The following is a 26,965-nucleotide window of genomic DNA, read 5'->3' as shown; positions in this document are numbered from 1 at the left end:
TAAAATAAAAGCGCAGGAGAAGCTAAAAAAAAATTAAAATGTCAGTAAAATTTAAAATAGCAGGTATATTATTCTTTCTGATTCTGTTTGGCTCAGACCATGTCCGGGCGCAAACTACAATCATCAGAGGAGTGCTTACGGACTCTGCTTCGAAGGAAACTTTACCTTATGCCAATGTGCAGATACCCGGAACCACGCTTGGGACGCTCGCTGATGATGAGGGCCGTTATTCAATTAAGGTGGAGGGGAATTACACTAAAATCCAGTTTGGTTATATTGGTTATAATACGCAGGTGAAAACGATCACACCAGGTATTGATCAGGTGATCAACGTGAAACTTAGCGTAAATGCTTCCATGCTCACGGAGGTAGTTATCAAAGGAAAAGCCAGGTACAGAAATCGGAATAATCCGGCGGTGGAATTGATCCAGAAAGTGATTGACCATAAAAAGGAAAATCAGATGGACGCCAACGATTTTGTCCAGTACGAGCAGTACGAGAAAATATCTCTGGCACTAAGTAATTTGTCCGACAAATTCCGGGAAAAGCGGATTTTCAGAAATTACCAGTTTCTTTTCACAGAGCAGGATTCAAGCACGATTGGTGGTAAAAACATGCTTCCGGCCTATCTGAGAGAAAGACTTTCACAGATTTATTTCCGGAAAGATCCTTACAAAAAGAAGCAGCGCGTGCTGGCAGACCAGCGTGCAGAATATGATTCACGCTTCATTGATAATGATGGATTAAGCACTTATTTCAACAGACTTTATGAAGATATAAATATCTACAATAATAACATTTCCGTTGTAACCAATCTTCTGCTTAGTCCGATTGCAGGTTCTGCGCCGACGTTTTACAAGTTTTTTATTACAGATACTGTAAAAACGCAGCAGCCATGGCTTGTCGAATTGAGTTTTATCCCAAGAAATAAAACGGATCTTCTGTTCCAGGGAAAACTGTACATTACGCTGGATGGGCATTATGGCGTTCAGCATGCTTATCTGACTGTTAATAAAGATATCAACCTGAACTTCATGCGTGACCTTGAAGCGAAGCTGGAATTCGATAAAAGTTCTGACGGAAGATACCACCTTAGCAAAAGTACGCTGGGAATGGAATTCGCTTTTGGAGATAAGGGAGGCGGGATTTATGGTCAAAGAACGGTGACGTTTAAAGATTACGAAATCAATAAACCGCAGAATGACAGCATTTACAGAGGCCCGGCAGAGGAAATAATGTACAAGGAAGACGAAAAGAAAAGTCCGGATTTTTGGGTTAACTCACGTCACATTCCTTTGGAACACCGAGAAGTTGAGATTTACAAAAATGTTGATACGTTGCAGACAATCAAGTCTTTCCGGCGTACCATGGATATCGGAACGCTTTTACTGGCGGGTTATAAAGCACTTGGTCCGGTAGAAATTGGTCCTGTAAATACGTTTTACAGTTTTAATCCGGTAGAGGGTTTAAGACTACGTTTTGGTGGAAGAACAACTCCGATTTTCAGCAAACGGGTGTATTTTGAAACTTATGCCGCTTACGGTTTTAAGGATCAGAAGTGGAAATATTTTGCCAGCGGTACTTATTCGCTGAATAATAAATCTATCTACCATTTCCCTCTGCATTATTTCAGATTCAGCTATCAGCACGATACCAAAATTCCCGGACAGGAATTGCAGTTTGTGCAGGAAGACAATTTCCTTTTGTCGTTCAAGAGAGGAAAAAATGATAAATGGCTTTACAATGATATCTATAAATTCGAATACGTTCGGGAATTTCCAAGCAGATTGTCTTATAAATTTGGATTTACACAATGGAAACAGGCGCCTGCCGGTGCTTTGGTTTACCAGCGTTATGATGCAGGAAGTGATGGTCTGATCAATATTAATTCCCTTTCCAATGCAGAAGTGAGTCTGGAATTGAGATATGCTCCGCACGAACAATATTATCAAGGGAAATTATACCGGACGCCAATTCCGAACAAATATCCGATTTTCACGATGCGATACAGCAAAGGGATTAAAGGACTATTACAGGGAGAAACGAACTATCAGAACTTCACAGGGAATATTGCGAAAAGATTTTTCCTTTCCCAGTTTGGTTATGCTGACGTGACGGCAGAAGGCGGATATATTATCGGAAAAAATATTCCTTTTCCTTTATTGACAATCCACCGCGCCAACCAGAGTTACGCATATCAGCTGAGTTCTTATAACTTGATGAACTTCCTGGAATTTGTCAGTGACCATTATGCGAGTATGAACGTGGAATACTATTTGAATGGATTTCTTTTTAACAAAATTCCGTTGCTGAAAAGATTAAAACTTAGAGAAGTGGTTGCGTTCAGAGGATTGTATGGTGGTTTGAGAAATGAGAATAACCCGGCTTATAATCCGAATTTGTATAAGTTTTTGACAAATCCGGATGGCAGCTCGGCAACTTACTCGCTTAATAAAGAGCCTTACATGGAAGGAAGTGTCGGGATCGCGAACATTTTTAAGTTATTACGAGTTGATTTGGTTAAACGGTTCAACTATCTTGACAATCCTAATGTTGCAGAGTGGGGTGTCAGAGCGAGAGTAAAGTTGGATTTCTAGTTTAAAAGAGTTTAAAATGAACAAAGACGAGTTGCGCGTTGCTTTACAGCAAGGCATTTATAAGGTAATCAATCCGTTTGTTAGGTTTCTTATCAAAGCCGGATTAACACCTAACATGGTGACTACCATTGGTTTGGTATTAAATATTGGAGTAGCCGTCATTTTTATTATAGGTGTTGAAGAAGGTAACCGAGGGGATTTGACATATGTTGGCTGGGCGGGATTTCTGGTACTTTTTGCCGGAATATTTGATATGCTCGACGGGCAGGTTGCAAGGCTTGGCAATATGAGTTCAACTTTTGGAGCTTTCTACGATTCTGTTTTGGACAGATACAGTGAAATGGTGATGTTTCTTGGGATTTGTTATTATCTGGTTGGACATCATTATTTTTTCAGTTCACTCTTTGCATTTATTGCGCTGATCGGTTCGGTCATGGTAAGTTATACGCGCGCCAGAGCGGAAGGTCTTCGTGTTGAATGTAAAGAAGGATTAATGCAGCGGCCGGAGCGTGTGGTTTTGGTCGGTATTGCAGCAATTTCCTGTGGTGTAGCGTCAAATTACATTGGTGGTGATTATAAATTGTTTATTCCCGGCATACCTTTTCATGTTTTTGAAACGATGTCAATTTTTACAATTCCGATCACCGTCATGGCTGTTTTGACCAATATTACCGCGGTAAACCGTTTGTTAAGTGTAAAAAAAATATTGGATAAAAAAGATTCCGATGAGATTTCTATTAATCGCTAGTCTGATTGCATTTCTTGCAACAGGCAGCAACGCGTTCGCAGACAAAAAAATGAAGGAAAATCCGGCAGTAGCGGCAGTCGATACTTTTCCTGTACCAAAATTACCCAACCTCCTTTTTTATATTCAAAGAGACCCGAATACAAACACGATTTGCTACGAACTTAATGTAAATGATCAGGGCCAGCTGGATGAAGAAAACCCGGTTCACCCGTTTTGGATCAGATATCCCGAAGGCGGAGGACGTAAAGAACTCAATTATTTACAGAAAAAATTCGCTTATGGAATTGTTGTAAAAAAAGCAGGCAAGGATTATTTTCAGTTAAAATCAGTAGCATATTCGAAAACACCACTATATCTTAAAAAAGGTACCAATAATAAGTACCAGGTATTCATGGCAATAAACCAGAAGCAGTGCGTTTTGACAAAGATTTTTGTAAGGATCGATGGCGGAACTTTCTGGGTCCCAAATGTCAAGTATATCGAAGTTACGGGAACGGATCCCGCAACTGGTAAGACAGTAGTAGAAAGAATTAGTAAATTTTCCTGATGTTTCGTCATGGCCAAGAACTATGTATCCAACTCTAGAGAATCGGTTCGGATGTTCAAAAGCGATATCCTCGAATCGGTTTCAAAAGTGCACTTTTCTGTGCCTCTTTTCATTTTCATTCCTGTAATTCTTTATTTTGGCTGGAAGGCGATCTGGCAGGAAGAACTTTCTCCGCTTGAATTTTCCGGTTATTATCTTTTAGGATTATTTATCTGGTCGCTTACAGAATACGTTTTGCACAGGTTCATTTTTCATCTTGAACCAAAAAAAGGTAACAAAACGCTGGAACGAATCCATTTCATTTTCCACGGCGTTCACCATGATTATCCGAGTGACGCGCATCGTTTGGTAATGCCGCCTTCGGTAAGTATTCCATTGGCTACGGCTTTTTATTATCTGTTTTCGCTTTTTTTGAGAACAGGTCCTTTGGCAGCATTCTTTTCAGCTTTTATGACCGGATATTTAATTTATGATATGACGCATTATGCACTACATCATGCTAACTTTAAAAATAAATTCTGGAAAAGACTGAAAAAACATCATATGCTGCACCATTACGACGATGCATCCAAAGGATATGGAGTAAGTTCGCCGCTGTGGGACAAAGTTTTCAGCTCCGATTTTTTAAAAAATAAAAATGATTGACAATTTAGAAAGTGCGGTAAGCATCCCTAAAACCGATTTTTACGGCATAAAACCGATCATCACCATGTTGCTGATATCGGTGGTGTATCTGGTTTTGTCTGCTTATCTGGTTGGATTCCGGAGTGATCAGATTGTTCTTTTGGTCCTTACAAATGGTTTTTACTTTTTCTCGGAAGCAACACGCAAATTCATAACCGCATTTTCTATCTTTATCGTGTACTGGGTTTTGTTTGATTATATGAAGGCATTCCCGAATTATAATTACAACACGGTACATATAAAAAGTCTTTACGATCTTGAAAAATCAATCTTTGGTATAACGAGCGGAGCATCAATTATCACTCCGAATGAGTACTGGATTTTGCACCAGCATTCGTTTCTGGATGTCATGTCGGGCTTGTTTTATCTGACCTGGATTCCGCTTCCTTTATCTTTGGCGGGATATCTTTTTTATAAAAATAGAACTCAGTTTTTCAATTTCGCCTTTACCTTTTTACTGGTCAATTTGATTGGTTTTGTGATTTATTACCTTTATCCGGCCGCGCCGCCCTGGTACAGTCAGCAGTACGGTTTTGAATTTATGGCAAACACAAGAGGTAATACGGCAGGACTTTCCCGTTTTGATGCTTTTTTCAATGTGGGAGTTTTTAAATCGATTTATGAGAAGAGCTCGAATGTGTTTGCGGCAATGCCTTCGCTGCATTCCTCTTATCCGCTTATCGCTTTATATTATGCGGTAAAAAGTAAAATAAACGCCGGATTGGCCACGGTCATTGGAATTACGATGCCGGGAATCTGGTTTGCAGCCGTTTACACCAGTCACCATTATGTACTTGATGTGATCGCGGGTGTTACCTGCGCAATTACAGGTATCATTATCGTGAATCTGATTGCCGCTAAAAGATTAGATAAACAAAATTAAAATGATGATATGGTTAAAGTTGGAAACATCTTGGGTTTAAAGATGTTTCCAACTTTTTCATTTATAAACCGTGTCTGTTTTAATGTCAATAAGAAAGAAGATTCCAACCTTGGCGGCATTTCTGTTGTCATTAAATAACAAGAAAACGGGAAAATTTCCGTTTCAATAATGATTGCCTTTTTCTGAAAATACCCGAAAATTAATGATATCGATAATAATCTGCTCTGCTGACGCCGAAGAACTAAAACAAGTTTCAAAGAATATTGATCAGACCATAGGTGTTCCTTTTGAAATTATTGGAATCGATAATAGTGAAGGAAAGCGGGGGATTTGTGCGGTTTATAATGAAGGAAAAAGAAAGGCGAAGTTTGATATTCTGTGTTTCATGCATGAGGATATTGAAATAAAAACGGAAAATTGGGGAAATATTCTTCTGAACATTTTTTCAGAAAATAAGGAAATCGGTGTTGTAGGCGTGGCTGGTGGAGGTTACAAGGCGCTGGCGCCTTCGGGATGGTATTGTGTTGAATATAACTCGCCTGACAGGTCCTTCCAAAATGTAGTTCAGGGTTTTAAACTTAAAAACAAGGAAGAAATTCACGCTTACCACAATCCTTATCTGCAAAAACTAAGTGAGGTAGTATGTGTTGACGGGATGTGGTTTTGCGCCAGAAAAAATGTTTTAAAGGATAAGCCTTTCGATGAAGAATTGCTCCGAGGTTTTCACGGATATGATGTTGATTTTTGCCTGAGCATTTTTGGCAAACATAAAATTGTGGTGACCTATGACATCCTGATGAAACATTCGTCTGAAGGAAATTTCGACCGGGAATGGTTTGAAACCATTTTGAAGCTTCACAGAAAATGGAATGCGCATCTTCCGCTGACAACAACTAAAATTGTTGACGAAAAGGTTATTTACCTCACTGAAAAAAGAGCGATTAAAAATGTTGTTGAGCAAATGTTGGAATGGGGTTATTCTTTCGGTGAAATTCAAAAAATGCTGCTTTCCGGTGCAAAATCCAAAAGAATGCCTTTAAGACTTTTCTTCAAAGGATATATCCATTTGGTTGAACAGCATTTTGGATTTGGTGAGTAATAATTATCCAAAAATTCTTGCCCACAAAATTTTTGATTTCATTCCCCAGATATGCCGGAAAACATATGCTGACTGACTGGCTTTTTTGTATTTTGGAATATAATATAACGATTGATATTCCTCATTCAGTAAACGGGAGTAGCGGAATGATAAAAACGTACTCAACCTTTCTTCAAAAAGCGTCACAAGGCGATTTACAAAATCCTGATACTTGTTGAATTTGTAACTCTGGCAATGTTTCAGCCATTTCAGCTCTTTCTGCATTTTGAGAATATCCCGGTTCTCATGATATTTTTTATTGATCTTTTTTCTTTTGTTCATAATATCTGTCGAGCTGGTGCTATGCTGACGATATTGAACCAGAGAATCGTGGATCACTTCAATTTTACCAACATTAGCAGCCACGTAAGCCAGCCACTGGTCATGAAAGAAATCCTTGTGAAAGGGAAGCGCCCAAGGCAACAAATCTTTCCGGATCATACAGCTATGGCCGGAAATACAATTGAAAAAAAGAAAGGTTTTCGGATTGTCGCCACTGTAAAGGTTAATGATATCCGACATTTTCTTACCCGTCGGTTTTCCCTTCTCATCAATCAGCGTAGAATCATGATATACAAGCTGGCTGTCACCAATGGCTTCTACTTGCAGCCGGATTTTATCTAGATCCCAAATATCGTCCTGATCGGATAGTGCGATCAATTCGCCGTTGCATAAAGAAATTGCCTTTTCGAAATTCTTGACGTAACCTAGATTTTCTTCATTTTCGTAGAATGTAAAAAAAGGATATTTATCAGCATATTCCTTTAAAATCGCCAGAGAAGAATCCTTGCTGCGGTCATCGACGGCGATAATTTCCAGATTAGGATATGTCTGGTTAACAAGCGTTTCCAGCTGTTCTCTCATGAACTTTTCTCCATTATAAATGCAAAGTGCAATAGAGACAAGCGGTGTATTTTGTTGATCGTTCATTCCGGACTGGCAGTCTGATGGCTGCACTTTTAGGTTTAGGAAGGGATTATTTACAGGCACTCAAACAATACGTTTAGTGCCGGGTCCCCATATTTTTCTTAACGTAAAGAAGAACTTACTGGTCTTGTTTTTTTTCAATAAAAATAAAAGCGATTCTTCATTTTTCCAGATTTTCAAGCCATAGGAAAAATTAACAAAGGAAGAATTTCTTTTAAGACAAAGTTGATAAAGCTTCATAACCAAATCAAAATTGAAACCGCTACTATGCTCAGCGCAAACTTTCAGCCAGAGACTTTCCTGTTTCAGTTTTTCAATTTTAACTTCCTTGCTTGTCTTCTGGTGCTTGCTTCGAACGGCAAGTATATCGGTGGTATTTTTATCATGCTGGCGGTACTGAACCAGACATTTTTCAACATAATCAATCTTCCCTTTATCCGCAGCAATATAAGCCAGCCACTGGTCATAATGAAAACCATCAGGAAACGGGAAAATATGCGCCAGAAGTGATTTTCTGATTAGCACACTGTGGCCTGAAACGCAATTCATATACAAAAAAGGAAGCGGACTCTTTCCTTTGTAAAAATTGAATTTATCCGACATTTTAAAGTTGATCGGATTGCCTAGTGAATCAATAAATTCAGAATCATGATAAATTAATTCACTGTCGCCGATGGCTTCAAACTGAATTTTTATTTTGTCTTTATCCCAGATATCGTCCTGGTCGCACATGGCTATGAATTCGCCGCTGCACAATTTGATAGCCTTCTCAAAATTCCTGTTGTAGCCAAGATTTTTGTCGTTTCTGTACAGTTTTATTTTGATATGGTTCAGAACAAACTGATTCAGAATGAAGGCGGTATTGTCTGTTGAACAATCATCAACAACGATAATTTCGAGATTGGAATAAGTTTGCGACAGCAAAGAATTCATCTGTTCCTTAATGAATTCTTCACCGTTGAAAGTGCATAAAGCAATAGAAATTAATGGTAATTCTTCCATTTATACTTCTGTAAACTGCTGCATGTCAATCAGTTTTTTGTACAAACCGTGACTTGCCATGAGCTGCATATGATTTCCTGTCTCAATAATTTGTCCGTCTTCAAGCACCACAATTAAATCGGCATTTTGAATTGTACTTAATCTGTGGGCAATCACCAGAGAAGTTCTGTTTTTCATCAGATTATTCAAAGCTTCCTGCACCAGTTTTTCTGATTCGGTATCAAGCGCCGAAGTGGCTTCATCCAAAAGCATGATCGGTGGATTTTTCAAAACGGCCCTGGCGATACAAATACGCTGTTTTTGTCCACCTGAAAGTTTCATTCCACGATCACCGATATTGCTTTCATAACCATGGTCAGTTTGAAGAATAAACTCGTGAGCATTTGCAATTTTTGCTGCATTTTCAACCTGTTCCTGCGTGGCATTTGGCATACCAAAAGCAATGTTGTTGAAAATAGTATCATTGAAAAGCATCGATTCCTGATTTACAACGCCAATCAGTGACCAAAGCGATTCCATGGTAATGTCTTTTACATCAACATTGTCAATCGTGACTTTCCCTTTTTCGGCTTCAATAAATCTTGGAATCAAATCCATTAAAGTAGATTTTCCTCCGCCAGAGGGTCCAACCAATGCAATGGTTTTTCCTTTTGGAATAGTAAGATTAATAGATTTAAGAACCGTTCTTTCCGAGTATGTAAAGGAAAGATTTTCCAGACGAATGGCTTCATTAAATGAAGTTATGGCTACGGCATCAGGAGAATCAACAATGGTTGGTTTTTCGTCAATCAGATCCAGAACACGCTCTCCGGCAGCAATACCAGCGTGAATTGTACTAAACGAATCTGTGATTGCTTTTGCAGGACGCATAACCTGCGAGAAAATACCGATGTAGGAAATAAATGCTGCAACGCTCAGATCAGACTGATTATCAAGAATCAGAGAACCACCATATAAAACAATGGAAGTAACCATACTTACACCTAAAAATTCGGAAACAGGACCTCCAAGTTGCTGACGGCGAGCCATTTTTCTTCCAAGATCTGAATAGCGCACGTTTTCGGAATCAAATTTTGTTTTGATTGCCTGAGTTGCGTTAAAAGACTTAATGATTTTGATACCTGTTAAAGCTTCGTCCAGATAACTGATCATCAACCCAAACATTTCCTGGGCTTGTTTAGCCTGTTCTTTTAACCGTTTTACAATTTTGGATATAATAAATGCTGAAATCGGGATTACAAGAACGGCGAAAATCGTCAATTTGAACGAAATGGAAAACAGCATAAACACATAAGCCAGCAGCTGCAAAGGCTCTTTAAAAAGAACCTGCAAAGTTCCTGTCACAGAAAACTGGACAACGCCTACGTCTGAGGCAATTTTCGCAATGATATCTCCCTTACGCTGATTGCTGAAATAACCGACCTGAAGGTTCATTACATTGTTAAAAACCGTTTTACGCAGATTCAACAATGTATGTATCCGAAGGTTTTCCATAATTCTCTGGGAAAAATAACGGAAGATGTTTCCAAGAAGAACCGATCCTACAATCACTGCACAAACAAGTTGTAAAGCACCATAAGGGCCATAGGTAAGATTGGCCTGCTGTGCAAAATAATTCAAGTAATCGGCTACATCAAACCAGCTTTTTGGCTCTTTAATCAATTCTGTTCCTGCTGTTCCACTTTTGAACAAAGTCATCAGTAATGGAGCAAGCAAGGCTAAATTTAATGTAGTGAAAATTACACCAAGAACCGTGCAGATAAGGTATGGAATGGCGAATCGTTCAATAGGCCTGGCAAAAGATAATAATCGGAAGTATGTTTTCATTTTTTATATAAAGGCACAAAGATAAGTTTTTATGCCATAAGGGACAGAACCCTTTCAAGATTTATATTGAGACAAGATATTTAGTAACAAAAAAGTAACGGTTTTAATTTTAAATAGCACTCGGAATTGTGTTTTTTCGGGAAATGCGTTTTGATAGGAGACCCATCCAAAAAGAAATGGTTGGAAATGGAAGAATAAATTTCACCATTGGAATAACTTTTTAATACCTGACCTGAAAAACCAGGCTTATGAAAAATGAGATATCAAGGCGGGAGGCGATGATGCAGATTGGTTGCATAGGCGCAGCTGCGTTATTGAATTATGAAAATATCATGGCTGAAAACCAACAGACTATGTTGCAAAGAAATATTCCGGGTACAAAGGAAAAATTGCCAGTTGTGGGGTTAGGATCGTGGATCCAATTTGACGTGGGAGATTCTCCTTCTGAAAAGGAAGGATTAACCGAAGTTTTAACCAGCATGAATAAGTTGGGTGGAAAAGTAATTGATTCTTCCCCGATGTATGGAAGGGCAGAGCAAGTAATAGGCGATCTTACTGCGGGTCTGGATTTTAAAGATAATTTCTTTTACGCTACGAAAGTCTGGACAACAGGAAAACAGGCAGGAATTGACCAGATGAATGAATCTTTTCTGAAAATGAGAAGAAAAACGATGGATCTCATGCAAGTTCATAATTTGCAGGATTGGCAGATGCATCTAAAAACGATCAAGGGATGGAAGGAAGAAGGGAAAGTCAGGTACGCCGGGATAACACATTATTCCGTTTCTGCACATCAGCAGCTGGAACAGATTGTTAGGTCAAAGGTGGTTGATTTTGTGCAGTTCAATTATTCCATCAAGGTAAGAAATGCAGAGAAAAGTCTGCTTAAAACGGCTCAGGATAACGGTGTGGCCGTTATCATTAATGAGCCTTTTGATAGCGGGTCGCTTTTTAAAATGGTAAAAGGTAAAGCGTTGCCGCCGTGGGCAGGGGATTATGATATCAAAAGCTGGGCGCAATTTTTCTTAAAATACATTCTTGCAAATCCGGCTGTCAACTGTGTGATTCCGGGCACTTCTGATAAAAAACATCTAGTTGACAACATGGGAGCGGGTTTTGGAAAACTTCCTGACGAGGCCGGTTTGAAGATGATGTTAAAATATATTGAAACGGTTTGATCATTTCTTTCGGATATTTTTGAATTTCAATTCACTTTCCGGTTACTTCATGCCCAAACGTATAGTATAGTCCTCGAAAAAATTAAATTGAAATTAAATAAGAATCGGGTTGCATCATTCACGGTCTTTTTTTCGTACGTAGTAAATATCGGCACGACGTATGAATCGGAGGCCCCTGACAAGCTCTAAATCGTCAACATTACCATCTTGAAAAAATGTCCAAATTAAATATTGATGCAATAAATTTATCCAAACTGGTTCTTATAATTTCTCTTCTGGCATTTCCTTTTTTTGTAAAAGCTCAGGAAAGATGTGCTACCATGCCGCTTTTGGAACAAAGATTTTCTGCAAATCCAGGTTTAAGGCAAAAATTCAGTGAAAGAGAGGAGCAGCTTCGCAAGCTCGTTGCTGAGCGTATTGCAAGCAGAAAATCTATGAAAACAGGAGAGCTGGTAACTGTACCGGTGGTTTTTCACGTTGTGATGAGAAACCAGGCACAGGTAACGGACGCACAAATTCGGGCTCAGCTCGATACCATCAATAAAGATTATGCAGGATTAAACGCAGGTGCTTCTAAAATCCCGTCATATTTCAAAAGCTTGTTCGGCTCGTCGGGAATTCAGTTTTGTCTTGCTCAGCGCACACCAAACGATGAACCAACAACAGGAATTGTCAGATATAGTACTACCCAAACATCTTTTGACTATACCAGTAATTATGTAAAACACTCCGCAACAGGAGGTGCAACGGCCTGGGATCCGGATAGTTATTTGAATATCTGGATTTGTGTTTTGTCTAACAATACCTTAGGTTATGCTACTTTCCCAAATGATGGAAGTCCTGAGGAGCAAGGAGTTGTAATTGCCTATAATAGCTTGCCCGGTGGAAATGCAACCGGATTTAATGAAGGTAAAACACTTACACACGAAATAGGACACTACTTTAACCTGATTCATATCTGGGGTGATGATAACGGAAGCTGCGCAGGAAGTGACGGCGTATCAGACACGCCTAATCAGGGAAACAGTTCAAGTACTTGCAGAACGGGGGTTGTGACTGACAATTGTACAACAACTTCGCCAGGTATCATGTATCAGAATTATATGGATTATACAGCGGATGCATGCCTTTTGATGTTTACAGTCGAGCAGGTTGCCAGGATGGAAACTGCTTTTGCAAACTACCGGTCGATTTTAAGCTCATCAAAAGGTTGTCAGGCATTGGATTTGAAAGGCAAGGATGCATCGATTAAGCAAATTACCCAGCCGGATCAGCGTTTATGTGCGAATACGTTTACGCCTCAGGTTATACTCAGAAACCGCGGATCCGAAACCATCACATCGGTAACGATTAACACAAGCGTGGATAATGGTCCGGTGGTGAGCTACAAATGGACAGGTTCGCTGGCCAGCTACTCGGAAACGACTGTTACCCTGGCCAGTATTACGACAGTTGAAGGAAATCATGTTCTGACTGTTACTTCTGTCAATCCAAACGGCGCTCAGGATGAGGATACTTCCAATGATATGCTCAGTTTCGATTTTATTTATTATTTACCTTCCGCACCGCCGATTGTTGAAGGTTTTGAAGGAACATTTCCGCCAACGGCCTGGGATGTTGTCAATCCGGACGGCGGACAAACCTGGGAAAAAACAACGGATGCTGCAAAAACCGGAAATGCTTCAGCAAGGGTCAGAAATTTCGATTACTTAGCTATTGGCCAGAAGGATTATTTACGTAGTCCTACTGTGAATATAGCGGGTGTAGATTCTGCATTTGTATCGTTTCAAGTGGCTGCTGCAACCTACACTTCGTCAACCACTACGGGAAATGTATGGGATACACTTCAGGTAATGATCAGTACAGACTGCGGATTGACCTATACGAGTTTATACAAAAAATGGGGACCAAATCTAATAACAAGAACAGCTGCTACCAGAACCGCATTTGCCCCGACAGCATCAGAATGGCGTCAGGAAGAGCTTAATATTACCGATTATATTAGCAAAGGAAATGTGCTTATTGCCTTCGTAAATATCAATGGTAACGAGAATGATATTTATCTGGATGATATTAATATTCGAACCGTGACGGTCAATCCAAACCTCAAAGAAGCTGGTTTTCTTGTCACGCCAAATCCCACAAGCGGAGAAATATCGGTGCAGTTCTATCCGCATCCGACAGGTTTACAGTCTATTACAATTTATTCGGTCACGGGAAATGAAGTCGCAAAACTGACTTTGCCAAGTGGAGAGGTGAGTACCAATGTTTTTGATTTTAACCTGCAAAATTCAGCAGCAGGATTGTACATTGTAAAAGCTGTATTTGATACAAAAACGCTTACCAAGAAAATAATGAAATATTAAAGGGCTTTCGGCAGTCGGCAAAGGACTATCAACTTGTTGAAATAGTCATTCCGAAACCGTCAGCCGATAGTATATAAAAAGTTTAACCTACGCTCAATTGTTACGTAACGCTTTACTTAGATTTCGGTCGGTAAAGCGTTTTTTTTATTTAGCATCATCGTTAAAAACGGGAATCAAAATAATTCCAGCTGCTCCGGGTCGCGCGGTTTTCTGGGTTTAATTTCTGGTTCGCCAAAATTTGACAGCGAAATTCCCAGTAAGCGTACTGTCTTTTCTTCCATATCAACCTTTTCCAAAAGTTGTTTGGCTGTATTGAAAATGGTTTCAAAATCTCCCACGGGATGGGAATAGGAAAAGTTTCTGGTGATTTGTGTGAAGTCGTTATATTTAATTTTCAGCGTAATCGTGCGTCCTTTTAATTGACTTTTTTGCAATCTTCTGAAAACGGTTTCCGCAATAATATCAAGCTCCTTATGCATTTCATCGACGGTACTTAAATCATAAGTAAACGTATCTTCCGCTCCAAGAGATTTGGTTTCTCTGTGGGTCTGCACTTCCCGTTCATCTATACCCCTTACAATTTTGAAATAAAAATGTCCTGCTTTTCCAAAATGCTTAACCAGTTCATTTTCTGTTAGTTTCTTTAAATCAGCTCCTGTGAATAACTGCATATTATTCATTTTTTGAGCCGTAACTCTTCCCACGCCAAAAAATTTCTCAACCGGAAGATTGTTTACGAATGTCTCAATTTTGGAAGGTCCAATAAAAGTAAGACCATCAGGTTTATTGATATCGGAGGCAATTTTGGCAACAAATTTATTAGTGGAAACGCCCGCCGACGCAGTCAGGTTAAGTTCATCTTTTATTGCTTTTTTGATCTGCTTTGCAATTTCAAGAGCAGAACCGATTTGCAGTTTATCTTGTGTAACATCCAGAAAAGCTTCATCCAGCGACAGCGGTTCGATAATATCGGTATAACGCTGAAATATTTCCCTGATACTTCGGGAAACTGCTTTGTAGGCATCAAATCTTGGGAAAACAAAAATAATATCCGGGCAAAGCTGAATTGCTTTTCGGGAAGACATCGCTGAACGTACGCCAAATTTTCTGGCTTCATAGCTAGCCGTTGCTACCACGCCACGTCCTGTTGGGGAACCTCCCACGGCCAAAGGTTTTCCTCTGTATTCGGGAAAGTCGCGCTGCTCCACGGACGCATAAAATGCATCCATATCAATGTGGATTATTTTACGGTGCGATGGCGGTGAATCAGACATGGATTAAGAAACATAGCAATTTTTATTTATGTTCCTTGGCAAAATTTTTCTCACCGGCCTCAATTTTGGCCGTCAAATGGTTAGCCGCTGGTGGAATCGGGCAATGATACCCGTCGCTATATGCGCAGTATGGATTATATGCTTTGTTGAAATCCAGTTCCACCACATTATCCTTGATATCACCCGTTCTTAAATCAATATAGCGGCCCCCGCCATAGGATTGCAATCCATTGGTTTTATCCTTAAAAGGTAAAAACAAATAATCACGATATTGAGGAAGAGATTGTAAACTCAAACTTCTGTAAACAATGAGTGATTGTCTGCGGCCGTGCAGACGGAATTTAAGCTGACCGTATTTTACATAAGTTTTATTGGTATCGCTGTAAGTGGGCATTTCAAAAGGCCTGCTTTTTTCGATTCTTTTAAAAATTGCTTTGACGCGATAGGTGGAATCAGGCTCGAAAAAACGGAGATAAGCGAGATCGTCCTTTTTTAAAGGCGAATTTTTAGATTTTAAAAAATCTTCTTTATAATGCTTTCTGAAAAGTTCGGTTTCTTTTTCGAAGGTCTGGGCTTTTCCGGAAATACAAATAATTAATAATAAAGCTAGGTTAAGAATATTTTTCATAGTGAGTAAAAAAATAAATCCGGTAAAAAGTTACCGGATTTTGTGATTTTTTCCAACCGTATCCTTTTTGCAATACAGTTATGAACCGGCTTCAAATATTATTTAGCAGGATACTTTGCTATTTTACTTTCGTCGATATTATAGAATTTTTTAACCGCTTCGTAATCGCTGTAATCAACTGTACCGCTTTTTCTTGAACTGAAATCAGATGGAATGATAACAACACGGAAAGTCTGGTTAGAAGTCCAGTCAGTTGATAACTTCGAGTAATCAACATTTCCGTCAAGGAAAATAGAAAAATCTGTTGCTGTCCGATCAAAGTTATAAATCAAAGTTCCCAATCCTGTATTGAAAGTAGTTTGTGGTAACAAACGCCACGCGTCTAGTTTATTGCCAAGAACATCTTCCCCCCAGTAAATATAAATGAGTACCAGGTCGGATTCCAGAACTTTTACATTCGGTGAAGTCGCTGCAAAAGTATAACTGGTTAAGTACTTGTTTGCAGAGGTGAAATTGACCTTTGTAAGATCAAAAGTTGTCCCTAATACAGTTCCTCCATCTACACCCGGAGCACCGTCATCACCTTTACATCCCTGGAAAAGAATTGCAATAACGAATAATAATGGAATTAGCTTTTTTGTCATGACTATTTAAATTTTATGAGTTGTACTTGCACAAATGTGCGCTAAGTTTTTTAAAACCCCTAATAAAGTAGGGACGTTAACTTTTTATTGACAAAATAATGCCAGAGGTATCAAAACAGGTGTAGTATTAATAATTAAATAATTTGCATTGGTAATTGTAAGGTAGTATTTTTCCCATTGGTAAGTTAACACAACTAATTATTCAAAAAATAAATAAAAATATGATCAATCGTAGAGCAAATGCCGTTTGGAAAGGTACCGGAAAAGAAGGAACTGGTACATTGAGTACTCAAAGCACTGTCCTTGAAAATACACAATATTCTTTTAATACCCGTTTCGCTGACGGTGTGGGAACAAATCCGGAAGAACTTATTGCAGCAGCACACGCAGGATGTTTTGCCATGCAATTGAGTTTTCTTTTGAACGAAGCTGGTTTTACTGCTGATGAACTTAGCGTTTCTGCGGTTATTACACTTGATCCCTCACAAGGTGCGATCACAAAAAGCGCATTGGTTTTGAAAGGGAAAGTACCTGGTATTACAGCTGAAAAATTTGATGAAATTGCTCATGCGGCAAAAGAAAAATGTCCTGTGTCAAAAGTTTTAAATGCAGAAAAAACTTTGGAAGTTGAGTTGCTTGCGTAATTTCTAACCAGTTTTCCGGAACTGACTATTGGCATCTGAATGGTTTGTAAAAATCATTCAGATGCCAATATTTTTTTGCCTATACCAAAATAAGGTTTCCATCATTTCTTTACGCTTCTTTTTGAAATAGAATTAGAACTGGATAATAAAGCAAAAAAATAACTTTACTAATAATTCTCAATGTCAGATTGTTCAAATCGCTCCGCACTGTACAATTACTTCGAAAGACTTGTAATTCTAGTTTTATGGTTTCTCGATAATTGTCTACATATTGGTAAAATACAATATAATTAATTCTACAAAAATTCAAATCTAAGCTTTTTATAATCATTTTTGCGAAACTAGCTTAATACGATTACTATATTTGTTCCAGTTAATATGCTATATATAAGTGCTTTGTGATTTTGTTGTAAAATATTTGATACTACGTAATCCAAAATTAATCGTTTCACGTAAATACAGAGAATTTTTACATAAAATTAAAATAGTGCAATTATTAATCTTAACCTGGACTCTATGAAAACGTTTTTTAGATTAAATTATGTCAGACTTGCGAGCCTGATTCTTGCCAGTTTTTCTCTTGGTTTACAAAACCAGATTTATGCCCAATGTAATTCAACCGTAGCGCTTACAGTACCTGGAAATTATTTCGGTTCAGGATTTAATGGTAATGGAAATTTTAATGCGATTGTCTTTGGAAATCTGCATGCTACGGGTGGTGATACGGAGGGAAGACTGGCCGTGGCTGGTGATTTTACCGCACCTTCAAGTTATTCAGTTGGCCACGGATCTATTGGAGCTCCTGCGCCGGACAATACTGATAACTTTATTGTCAATGGAAATTTTAACAATGCTAACAACTATTCGATTGTAGGTAATTTTATTTATAACACAGTAACAGCGGGATCACAATATCCCACCCATGCCAGCGGACAGGGAACCAATATCGGGCCGATTACAAATCGCCTTGCATTTGGAACGCTTAAAACAAATTATGTTAACTTATCCACTACTTTAGCCGCCATTACAACAACGGGAACAGTCGTTTACAATGACTACGGCAATTATGTAGACATCCAGCTAAATGGTACAACGGCATCAACTAATGTATTCAGCCTGACGCTTCCAACGGGAAAAACTTTTGGTTTGACTTTCAATAGTATCCCGCCCAATTCTCAGATACTGGTTAACGTAACCAATAAAATTGTTGATATAAATGGTGGCTCGATGCCAGATGATTTAAGAACCAGAATGTTATTTAATTTTCCTTTGGCCACAAATATATCCTTAGCCAGTTATGCTTTACAGGCTGCGGTGCTGGCGCCATCAGCGGATTTGTCAGGAAATGGTGGCAGTATCAACGGGCAGGCAATAATCGGCGGCAATGTTGAACAAACCAATGGTTTTGAATTTCACAATTTGTGTTCTTCATTCATTACACCAACGACAACACCGCTTCCGGTTACTTTAACTTCTTTTTCAGTGCAAAAAGAAGGGATTCAGACAAGCCTGAACTGGGCTACAACTGCTGAAACGAATAGTGATCGTTTTGAAATACAGCATAGTGTCGATGCTAAAAACTGGAATTTGATAGGGACCGTTATCGCAAAAGGTGAAAGCACTGTATTATCGAATTATCAGTTTACGCACAGTAATCCTGCAAATGGAGAAAATTATTACAGACTTAAAATGATTGACAGGGATGCTACGTTTGCATATAGCCGCGTCGTTGAGATTTCTCTTGATTTGCCTTCGGCAGTTTCTGTTTATCCAAATCCGGTTGTAAGCCAGGCCACCATTGAAACGCAGGATTGGACGAAAGTAAAAGAAGTATCGGTGATCAATACAGCAGGAAAAAGATTTTCAATGTCCGCAGCTTCCGGCAAACTTGATTTGTCAAATTTTAGCTCGGGCATATATATTATTCAGCTAAAACAATTGAATGGCGCAGTGAGCAGCACCAAAATTGTGAAGCAGTAAAGACAGTACCTAACCTAAGTTGAACTTTGAATTTTAATCGAAATGGGGTGTGTGGAATCTTTGATTCTATACGCCCCTTTTGACATTTTTAGCTGTCAGGGTAATAGTGATTGGCTTTTAGTGATAATAGCTGGAAATCCTAGTCCAGGAACAAATCGCTCGCAACGCGGTCTGCGAATAGTTTTCCCGCCTGAGTTAGAAGAATTGTTCCGTTGTCAATAAATAACAAGCCTTTTTGGGCCATCATGGAAATTTCAGCGCGGTTTTGTAGTTCAAACTGATTGTCAGATAAGCTGTTGAGTGTTGAAATTTCACATCCCCATTTAGTCCGAAGTCCGGTAAGCAAATATTCATTTACCTGATCGGCCTGAGTAAGATTCTCTATTGTTGAAGGAATTTTATCCTGCTGAATTGCGGCGAGATACTGTGCGTTGTTCGATACATTATACTCCCGGCTCACGCCATTATACGAATGAGCACTTGGTCCTACACCCAGATAATGATGCTGTTTCCAGTAAGAACTGTTGTGCCGGCTGTATTTTTTATTTCTGGCAAAATTTGAAATTTCGTATTGCTCATATCCATTTGAAGCGAGCCCGGCTGTTAAAATCTCAAATTGCTGGGCTGCAAATTCTTCATCAATCGGCTTTATTTTTTTCTTCTTCAACCAGCTGCCAAAAGCAGTTTGCGGTTCAATAGTCAGGCAATAGGCAGAAATATGAGCGATGTCTAATTCAAAAGCTTTTTGAATATCAGATTCTAAAATCGTATGATCGGGAGCTGGAATGGCATAGATCAAATCGATGGAAATATTATTAATACCAACTTCCTGCGCAAGTTTTACGCAATTTCCAGCCTCGTAGGAATCGTGTATCCGGTTAAGATGCCTGAGGTGCGGTTCGTGAAAAGACTGGATTCCTATACTTAACCTGTTAATTCCGGCATTAAATAACTGAGTCAGTTTTTCTCTGTCAAGATCATCAGGATTTGCTTCAAGCGTAATTTCCGCATTTTCATCAACCTCAAAATGAGTACGAATTGTTTCCATTAAAAAAGACAATTCAGATTCATCAAGCAAGGAGGGTGTACCACCACCAAAATAAATGGTTTCCAGTTCTTTCGAGGATAAATAATTCTTTCTTATAACAATCTCTCTCGCAATGGCTTCCACAATAGCGCGTTTATTTGTTGTATTCGTGCTAAAATGAAAATCACAATAATGACAGGCTTGTCTGCAAAAGGGAATATGGACGTAGAGGTGCAATTTTTAATGGTTAATTGTTAAGGGTTAATAATTGCTCATTGACAATTTTTGGCCCAATTAGTCTTAATGGATTTGAAAGGAACAGGGGAAATAGATTTGGAGTTTCATTTTTGATAATCAAGCCGAAAAAACTAGCTCAAGAAACTACCCAAAAAGCAAATAGATAGATAAGTCGAAAAATCCCAAATCGCCATCATTAACAATTAACAATTTACCATTAACAATTATTTTTTCCATTCCCAGCCAACTTTCACCCCTGCCCAAAGATTGTTTTTTGGTGCGGCGTTGTAATAGCGGCCTCCGAAGGCGTTTAAGTCATAACCCAGACTATAAATGGCAGCGTTAACTTTTTCGGCTGAGGCAGAAACTTCGCTGTAAAAATGATTTCCCCAGCTTTTTTTCCAGGCAGCACGTGCTGTAAACTGGTTGTATGGCGTATTTTTGATTGTATTTGCGTCGTCCAGATAAAGGGTGCTACCGTGCTGATAGGTTGCATAAAGAGACAGACCATATCTGAATTTTGCATCAAGGCCTGTTGTTTGTATCAATCTTGGAATTCCTGGGATTAATTTTCCGCTCAAATTAACGTCACCGGACTGGTAGTTGTCATAGGTATATTTTGTATAAGTTCCCGAATCCCAGATTCTTAACAAAATAGCAGATTTCGGGTTTGCTACAAGGTCATATCCGAGATTCCATTCCAAGCCAATCTGTTTTGTTTTTCCTGCATTGATAAAATATTCAGAGCCGGCTTCGTTTGTCCTTCTCACAATGGTTTGTTTCAGACCAAAATGATATGCATTAATCTCTGCCGTAATTCGGTTACTGATTTTACGAATTCCAATTTCCGTATTCATACCACGTTCCGCTTCAAGATCTCTGTGAAATCCACCAGCCGAAGGACGCACTTCCTGTAAGGTAGGAGGGGAGAATCCGCTGCTGTAAGATGCGGTAACTGCCCAGGTTTTTGCAATGATTTTGTTCAGCGCAAATCTTGGAACAAAAATTCCGTCAAAGGTTCTTTGCTCTTTGCTGTATGGAAGCACAAAGAAACGTTCGTATTTATATTTTGATGTGTTATAACTTACGCCTGCTGTGACAGTTAAATCAGAAAAAAGAACTGCTTCCAGTTGGGTAAATGCCGTTAGCGCACTTGTGCGGACATCTTCAACAGTTTGTTGTTTTCCAGGAACGCCTCCATTATTGTCATAATTTCTTTGTGCTGATTTGCTGTATTGCCATTCAAAACCGGTTGTCCAGTTTGTCTTTACATTTCCGATTTGAGAAGTATTCTGCCAGATATTTCTTCCGCCCATTCCTTGTTCATCTCTTTTTTCATAATTGGAAATAAACGGATTGGCAAAATCATTTGTGGTAAGGTAAAGTGCGGTGCTTTGTGTCCAGTTGTCATTAAGATTTATAGAATAATTACCTCCTAAAAGAGCAAATTTGCTATAAATGGCCGCATGTTGTGCTTCACTTCCCGGAACTGTTGGAGAAGACTGACGGGCTAGTTTCGGATCTGTTCTATATTGAGCCAAAGTAATTCCGCCAGGGGTTTGGTACATCAGATCGGAATACATTCCTAATAAAGAAAGTGTACCTTTTCCAACTTTACTATTCGAGGTAAATCGGATTGCATCACGCACCATTCCACTTTGTTTGCGGTAGCCATCCTGTTCCTGGTGACCGTATTGAACAGAAATATCGCCAACTTGCAAAGTCGTGCTTCTGCTTTGGAAACCGTATTTTCCATAACCAACGCTTTGCTCAACCCTGTTCATGGATGGATTATCAGTACGGCTTTGCATTAAAACTACGCCGCCTGTTCCTGCTCCGTACAAACTGCTTCCTGGTCCTTTAATCACTTCCATACTTTGGACGGCTCCAAAATCCAGGGAATTTAAAGGTGTATTTCCCCCCGCATCAGTGAAAGGTATTCCATTCCAGTAAAATTTAACATTACGAATACCAAATGGCGAGCGTATTAAACTTCCACGAACGGAAAACCGGTAACTCCCGGGTGAACGTTCTTCCATTCTGACTCCGGGAATTGCGTTTACGGCATTGGTCCAAGTCGTTGAAGAAAATCTTTCTATTGATTTTGCCGTGAGTAAACCTACGGTTGCGGTGGTCGAAAGTCGGTTGGTTCTTGATTCAAAAGCGTTGACAGTAATTTCATCAAGTTGTTTTGCCGTCAAAGTATCACTTGGTAAAGCTGTTTGGGCAAAGCTTTGTAAAATCGGCAAACAGGAAAAAATGGAAATTAATAAATATCGTGACATAGGTTTTGGTTAGGAATGTAAAGCAAAGCTCTCCATTAAATACATAGTAACAAAAGTGATGTGATAACGAAAGGCATTTGTGACTAAAATTATACTTTTGGTCTAAAACAGGTTCTGCATTAATAAAGTTGATTTTTTCAGCTAAAATCGATGCTTATGAGTACGTTTTTCCACAGCAAAAGTTTTTTGGTAACTAATAAAGGGCTGGTAGGATATTTTTAACCTCATTCCTGAATGATTAAGTTGATTCAAAGTTTTAATTTAAACACAAAAAAAATGAAAAAAATAACCTGGATCGTAGCTTCAATGTTAACAATTGGAATGTTAACTTTTAGCAGTTGCTCTGAAAAGACTAAAAATTCTGCTGATGAAACTGCGGAAGCAGCCAAAAATGACGCAAAGGAAAATATTGATGACGCCAAAGAAGATTTGAAAGATGCAGGTGATGATTTCAAATCAAAATTCAAGGATGAAAAAGAATCTTTGAAAACAGATATTGATGGCGCTATCAGCAAAATAGATAATAAAATAGAAGAGGCTGATGCTAAAATGGATAAAGCGACGGCGAAGGAAAAAGACAAGTGGAAAGAACGCAAAAAAGAGCTGCAAAAAGAAAAAGAAGATTTGAAAGAATCTCTAAATAAATTACAGGCCGAAACAGATGAGAAATGGGATAATTTCAAATCTGAAACGCGTGCTAAAATGGATAAAGTTAAAGCAGATTTGAAAGATTAATCAAATCTTATTTTAAACGAAAAAAGGTCGATCTATAAAGGGTCGGCCATTTTTTGTTACTGACAAATATTTTTTATTTAAGCGGTAAATGAATTTCTGTCATCATACACCGCGCCGAACCACCCCCGTTTGTTTCGATTATGGAAAGGTCGGTATGAATGATTCGGGCATAATCGAGAAGAATTTTATGTTGTGTTTCCGTTAATGTTTCATAGGCCTGCGTCGACATCATCAAAAACTTATCTCCTTTCAAGTTTCTTACCATCAGCATATTTCCTGCGAAATGCCTTACCTGTTCAAGGGAAATTTCAATAATGTACTTGTTCGTTTCTTCCAGCATGTTTCTCACATTCTGGCGTTCATCAGGATCTTTAATTGATTCAAGGCAAACCACGGCGAAAATATCGCCGACACACATCAGCACATTCGTGTGATAAATTGCTTTGTCATTTTCGTCAGAAGCTGAAAAAGTAACAATTTCATAACCTAATGCATCCGCAAAAGCGTCCAGAACTTCGGGATGTGTTCTTGGTGAAAGACAGGCATAAGCAATTTTATATCGTCGGTCCAAAACCATACTTCCGGTACCTTCCAGATATTTTCCTTCATTTTCAAAATGAGTAAGATCGATCACTTCTTCGACCAGGAAATCTTTTTTTAATGCTTCAATAATATCCAGCCGGCGTTCCGCTCTGCGATTTTCTGCCATCATGGGATATAAAACCACTTTCCCGCTTTGATGAAAAGAAATCCAGTTGTTTGAAAAAACAGCATCCGGTCGGTACACATCATCCGTATCATCAAAAATATGCAGATCCAAACCTGTTAGCGACAATTGAGAAATCATCAGGTCAAATTCTTCACGTGCTTTTGTCTGAGTTTCTTCGCTGCTGCTATGATCAAAATCCTTTTGCTGAAATTCATTGCTTGCAGCAGTTTCAGTATTAAAACCAAACTGAACCGGCCGGATCATCATGATTCTGGCAGTTGATTGTGGTTGTGTATGAATGGAAGTGGCTATCGGGCGCATAGGAGTTATTGGTTTCAGTGGTTGGGAAGTATATGCAATTTACGATTTAAGTAGTCGGTTTGCAATCCTTCTTAATCTCTTAATATTGGCATACTCATGCAATGCGATCCGCCCCTGGCTCTTGACAATTCCGCCGACGGAAGTGTTATAAAAGTATTTGTTAAATTATCCGGGGAAAGCTCGTCATTTTCAAATTTTTGAATCAGATCTTTCGCCTTAATGATCCTGAAACCTTTTTCCCGGAAGGCGTCCAGCGTTTTATCATTCCGGTCATAACCGATCACAACGCCATCTTTTATCGCCAATAAATTACAGGAATCTGTCCATTGTTCGCGTTCTCCATAGGGGAATTCATTATTGCCGGAATAAATAAATTGTACTTTTTCCTCACTTTTCAAATCTTGTTTACTGATTTCAGTAAGCAGATCTTCCAGATTTTCGATTTCAACAGGATTTTGTTCTTGCCCTTTGATAAACTGTAAAATCTGAAAATCAGGATTATGGACTTTCGGAGCAAAAAAATGCAAAACATCTTTCTTTTTTGCTTCATCGCCAAGTCTTCCAATACTGCTGAGCAAAACCCAGACATTTTTTTTGACCTGAGTGAAAATGGTATCGATGTGCATGTAATCCCGTTTTTTTGGAATTTTTATGATCGAAATTTTCTCTACCACATTTTTCTCAAACAATATTTTCATCACTTGCTGTGCTGCATAAATCGAAGTGCGCTCGCTGCAACCGATAAGTAAATGGTTCGGAGCAACCATCATTACATCACCACCTTCCAAAGTACAGCGGTGGTAATCACTTGCTTTTTCATCATCAGGAAGCAAAAAATGGCGCTCGTTTTCCGGGATTTCAATGATGTTATCTTTAAACGAAGCAAACATTGGATGGTGAAAGAAAATAAATTGTGCTAAAATAGATTCTCTCGTCCGGGCAGATTTTGCCGGCTTGTTCAGCAAAATATGATCATTGATTACAATGCCAATATCACGCATGAAAATCAGATTGGGCAAAGGCGCAAACAACATCCGCTTATCCGACAAAGAACCGGAAATGAATATTTTGGCAAGTTCATTCGCATCAAAAGTATTCAGTTCCTTTTGTGTTTGATACGAACAACGTTCAATACCACAAATGGCGGCTGTTAACTTGACCCTGATATTTGCATCGAGCAAAATCTCGGCTAAAAGTTTCTGAATATCAACGACTTTGTCAGAATTGAAATATTTTTCCGACCCTGGAATAAAAAAAGAGCGGGATTTATCGTCATTTATTTCTTTTAATTTTCCTTTGATTTTTCCGGGATCGAGGAAATAGAGAAGCAGTTTTACGTAATAATCATATTCCTTTTTCCGCATCGTGTCCAGATGAACAATATCTTCAAAAAGCCAGTCCTGAGCCTTTGAAGGAACAACTTTGCCAAGTCCACGGTCAGGACTGTGAATTAATAGTCTTCTTAACCTGCCTACTTCCGTTGAAACCTGTATTTCTTGTGAGAGCGATTTATCTGTTTTTATCATAATATCAAACTTAAACCCGGGCCGCAAAGTAATGCGGATAATTTACAATTGGGATATTTGTTAATTGCTTTGCCTACTTTTATAATAAAGTCTGTCCAAAATATCCTCATTTATGGAACATTGATGCCTTGAAAAAGGTTAATAAAGATGTATTACCATAATGTTTGTTTGGAACCGGGGTGGTTATTTTCATATACGACCAAAGCTTACTACTTTTGCGGTAAAATACCAAGAACTACATATACAAGTATAAAATTAGTTATGCTCTCAATTAATGGATTGCGTGCCTCAATAGACGGCAAAGAAATATTAAAAGGCATTAATCTGGAAATCAAACCAGGTGAGGTTCATGCCATCATGGGGCCAAACGGATCAGGGAAAAGTACTTTGGCATCCGTATTGGCAGGAAGAGAAGAGTATGAGGTGACTGGCGGAAGCGTTACTTTTGGCGGAAAAGATTTATTGGACCTTGCAGCAGAAGAAAGAGCAGCAGAAGGAATTTTCCTTGCTTTCCAGTATCCTGTTGAAATTCCGGGTGTTACTACTATAAATTTCCTGAAAACTGCGGTTAACGAAATTCGTAAATATAACGGCGAAGAACCTTTGGACGCGGCACGTTTCCTTAAAATGGTACGTGAAAAAGCGAAACTGGTTAGCATGAATGATTCCCTTTTGAAACGTGCTTTGAACGAAGGGTTCTCAGGTGGAGAGAAAAAACGTAACGAAATATTCCAGATGGCGGTTCTTGAACCGAAACTGGCGATTTTGGATGAAACGGATTCAGGACTTGATATTGATGCCTTGCGTATTGTTGCGGAAGGTGTGAATTCACTTCGTTCTCCTGAACGTTCTGCGATCGTTGTTACTCACTATCAGCGTCTTCTGGATTATATCGTTCCCGATTTTGTACACGTACTTTATAAAGGAAGAATTGTTAAATCCGGAGGAAAAGAGCTTGCTTTTGAATTGGAAGAAAAAGGATATGACTGGATTAAAGCCGAAGTTGAGGCTCAGGAAGTAAACTAATAATCTGTCAGTTTTAATTTTCAGGTTATTGT

22 protein-coding genes are annotated in these 26,965 nt (G+C 38.9%); 12 read left to right on the top strand and 10 right to left on the bottom strand.

Translation table 11 applies throughout. The features are described 5' to 3' along the window. The first annotated feature begins 38 nt into the window (after nucleotides 1-38). The 6 genes from IEE83_RS19835 (at nucleotide 39) to IEE83_RS19810 (ending at nucleotide 6,558) form a co-directional block, all read left to right on the top strand. A complete protein-coding gene (locus IEE83_RS19835; RefSeq protein ID WP_194122245.1) occupies nucleotides 39-2,597 on the top strand; it encodes a DUF5686 and carboxypeptidase-like regulatory domain-containing protein in 2,559 nt (852 codons plus the stop codon). Nucleotides 2,598-2,613: 16 nt separating this feature from the next. Beyond that, nucleotides 2,614-3,345 carry a CDP-alcohol phosphatidyltransferase family protein gene (locus tag IEE83_RS19830; protein ID WP_194122244.1) on the top strand — a complete coding sequence of 244 codons (732 nt, stop codon included), beginning with the start codon at nucleotides 2,614-2,616 and terminating at the stop codon, nucleotides 3,343-3,345. After that, a complete protein-coding gene (locus IEE83_RS19825) occupies nucleotides 3,323-3,892 on the top strand; it encodes a DUF4833 domain-containing protein (RefSeq protein ID WP_194122243.1) in 570 nt (189 codons plus the stop codon). The genes IEE83_RS19830 and IEE83_RS19825 overlap by 23 nt, the downstream gene beginning before the upstream one ends. Nucleotides 3,893-3,901: 9 nt before the next feature. Then, nucleotides 3,902-4,537 (top strand): sterol desaturase family protein, encoded by a 636-nt coding sequence (locus IEE83_RS19820; protein WP_194122242.1) that lies wholly within the window; start codon nucleotides 3,902-3,904, stop codon nucleotides 4,535-4,537. Further along, nucleotides 4,530-5,459 (top strand): phosphatase PAP2 family protein, encoded by a 930-nt coding sequence (locus IEE83_RS19815; RefSeq protein WP_194122241.1) that lies wholly within the window; start codon nucleotides 4,530-4,532, stop codon nucleotides 5,457-5,459. Before IEE83_RS19820 ends, IEE83_RS19815 begins: the two co-directional genes overlap by 8 nt. A gap of 202 nt (nucleotides 5,460-5,661) precedes the next feature. Continuing rightward, entirely contained in the window at nucleotides 5,662-6,558 is an 897-nt protein-coding gene (locus tag IEE83_RS19810) for a glycosyltransferase (RefSeq protein ID WP_194122240.1), read from the top strand. Between the two features lie 3 nt (nucleotides 6,559-6,561). On the opposite strand, the gene IEE83_RS19805 is transcribed toward IEE83_RS19810, so the two are convergent. The 3 genes from IEE83_RS19805 to IEE83_RS19795 are packed head-to-tail and all read right to left on the bottom strand — an operon-like array spanning nucleotide 6,562 to nucleotide 10,353. Beyond that, nucleotides 6,562-7,527, bottom strand: a complete 966-nt coding sequence (locus IEE83_RS19805) for a glycosyltransferase family 2 protein (RefSeq protein WP_194122239.1) — start codon at nucleotides 7,525-7,527, stop codon at nucleotides 6,562-6,564. A gap of 60 nt (nucleotides 7,528-7,587) precedes the next feature. Next, nucleotides 7,588-8,526, bottom strand: a complete 939-nt coding sequence (locus tag IEE83_RS19800; RefSeq protein ID WP_194122238.1) for a glycosyltransferase family 2 protein — start codon at nucleotides 8,524-8,526, stop codon at nucleotides 7,588-7,590. Next, complete coding sequence (locus IEE83_RS19795; protein ID WP_194122237.1) at nucleotides 8,527-10,353, bottom strand: ABC transporter ATP-binding protein; 1,827 nt, start codon at nucleotides 10,351-10,353, stop codon at nucleotides 8,527-8,529. 248 nt (nucleotides 10,354-10,601) lie between these two features. Here IEE83_RS19795 and IEE83_RS19790 point away from each other — a divergent pair, with 248 nt between their 5' ends. Together IEE83_RS19790 and IEE83_RS19785 are read left to right on the top strand one after the other, a co-directional pair. Next, entirely contained in the window at nucleotides 10,602-11,531 is a 930-nt protein-coding gene (locus tag IEE83_RS19790) for an aldo/keto reductase (protein WP_194122236.1), read from the top strand. 215 nt (nucleotides 11,532-11,746) lie between these two features. Continuing rightward, a complete protein-coding gene (locus tag IEE83_RS19785; RefSeq protein WP_228101890.1) occupies nucleotides 11,747-13,897 on the top strand; it encodes a M43 family zinc metalloprotease in 2,151 nt (716 codons plus the stop codon). A 173-nt stretch (nucleotides 13,898-14,070) separates the two neighbouring features. On the opposite strand, the gene dinB is transcribed toward IEE83_RS19785, so the two are convergent. The 3 genes from dinB to IEE83_RS19770 all read right to left on the bottom strand — a co-directional run bounded on the left by dinB (nucleotide 14,071) and on the right by IEE83_RS19770 (nucleotide 16,443). After that, nucleotides 14,071-15,171, bottom strand: coding sequence for a DNA polymerase IV (dinB, locus tag IEE83_RS19780; RefSeq protein ID WP_194122235.1), 1,101 nt, complete (start codon nucleotides 15,169-15,171; stop codon nucleotides 14,071-14,073). 22 nt (nucleotides 15,172-15,193) lie between these two features. Further along, complete coding sequence (locus IEE83_RS19775; protein ID WP_194122234.1) at nucleotides 15,194-15,799, bottom strand: DUF1684 domain-containing protein; 606 nt, start codon at nucleotides 15,797-15,799, stop codon at nucleotides 15,194-15,196. A 98-nt stretch (nucleotides 15,800-15,897) separates the two neighbouring features. Beyond that, a complete protein-coding gene (locus tag IEE83_RS19770) occupies nucleotides 15,898-16,443 on the bottom strand; it encodes a hypothetical protein (RefSeq protein WP_194122233.1) in 546 nt (181 codons plus the stop codon). A gap of 221 nt (nucleotides 16,444-16,664) precedes the next feature. Here IEE83_RS19770 and IEE83_RS19765 point away from each other — a divergent pair, with 221 nt between their 5' ends. Next, nucleotides 16,665-17,087 carry an OsmC family protein gene (locus tag IEE83_RS19765; protein ID WP_194122232.1) on the top strand — a complete coding sequence of 141 codons (423 nt, stop codon included), beginning with the start codon at nucleotides 16,665-16,667 and terminating at the stop codon, nucleotides 17,085-17,087. A gap of 516 nt (nucleotides 17,088-17,603) precedes the next feature. Continuing rightward, nucleotides 17,604-19,067, top strand: coding sequence for a choice-of-anchor A family protein (locus IEE83_RS19760; RefSeq protein WP_194122231.1), 1,464 nt, complete (start codon nucleotides 17,604-17,606; stop codon nucleotides 19,065-19,067). A gap of 139 nt (nucleotides 19,068-19,206) precedes the next feature. Here the strand turns inward: IEE83_RS19760 and hemW are convergent, their stop codons facing one another. Then, nucleotides 19,207-20,331, bottom strand: coding sequence for a radical SAM family heme chaperone HemW (gene hemW / locus IEE83_RS19755; RefSeq protein WP_194122230.1), 1,125 nt, complete (start codon nucleotides 20,329-20,331; stop codon nucleotides 19,207-19,209). 224 nt (nucleotides 20,332-20,555) lie between these two features. Beyond that, nucleotides 20,556-22,616, bottom strand: a complete 2,061-nt coding sequence (locus IEE83_RS19750; protein ID WP_194122229.1) for a TonB-dependent receptor — start codon at nucleotides 22,614-22,616, stop codon at nucleotides 20,556-20,558. Between the two features lie 276 nt (nucleotides 22,617-22,892). Here IEE83_RS19750 and IEE83_RS19745 point away from each other — a divergent pair, with 276 nt between their 5' ends. Then, nucleotides 22,893-23,351, top strand: coding sequence for a coiled-coil domain-containing protein (locus IEE83_RS19745; RefSeq protein ID WP_194122228.1), 459 nt, complete (start codon nucleotides 22,893-22,895; stop codon nucleotides 23,349-23,351). Nucleotides 23,352-23,424: 73 nt separating this feature from the next. On the opposite strand, the gene ctlX is transcribed toward IEE83_RS19745, so the two are convergent. Both ctlX and IEE83_RS19735 read right to left on the bottom strand, forming a co-directional pair. Further along, on the bottom strand, nucleotides 23,425-24,381 hold the full coding sequence (gene ctlX / locus IEE83_RS19740; RefSeq protein ID WP_194122227.1) for a citrulline utilization hydrolase CtlX: 957 nt from the start codon (nucleotides 24,379-24,381) through the stop codon (nucleotides 23,425-23,427). A gap of 71 nt (nucleotides 24,382-24,452) precedes the next feature. Next, nucleotides 24,453-25,907, bottom strand: a complete 1,455-nt coding sequence (locus tag IEE83_RS19735) for an arginine deiminase family protein (RefSeq protein ID WP_194122226.1) — start codon at nucleotides 25,905-25,907, stop codon at nucleotides 24,453-24,455. 261 nt (nucleotides 25,908-26,168) lie between these two features. Between IEE83_RS19735 and sufC the strand changes: the two genes are divergently transcribed. After that, nucleotides 26,169-26,933: a Fe-S cluster assembly ATPase SufC gene (gene sufC / locus IEE83_RS19730; RefSeq protein ID WP_194122225.1), complete on the top strand. Its 765-nt coding sequence runs from the start codon at nucleotides 26,169-26,171 to the stop codon at nucleotides 26,931-26,933. Nucleotides 26,934-26,965: the final 32 nt, after the last annotated feature.

It is taken from the genome of Dyadobacter subterraneus, assembly GCF_015221875.1.
Taxonomy (GTDB): Bacteria; Bacteroidota; Bacteroidia; order Cytophagales; family Spirosomataceae; genus Dyadobacter; species Dyadobacter subterraneus.
Note: the sequence above shows the minus strand (reverse complement) of the source record. Positions and strands in the feature narration are given on the sequence as shown.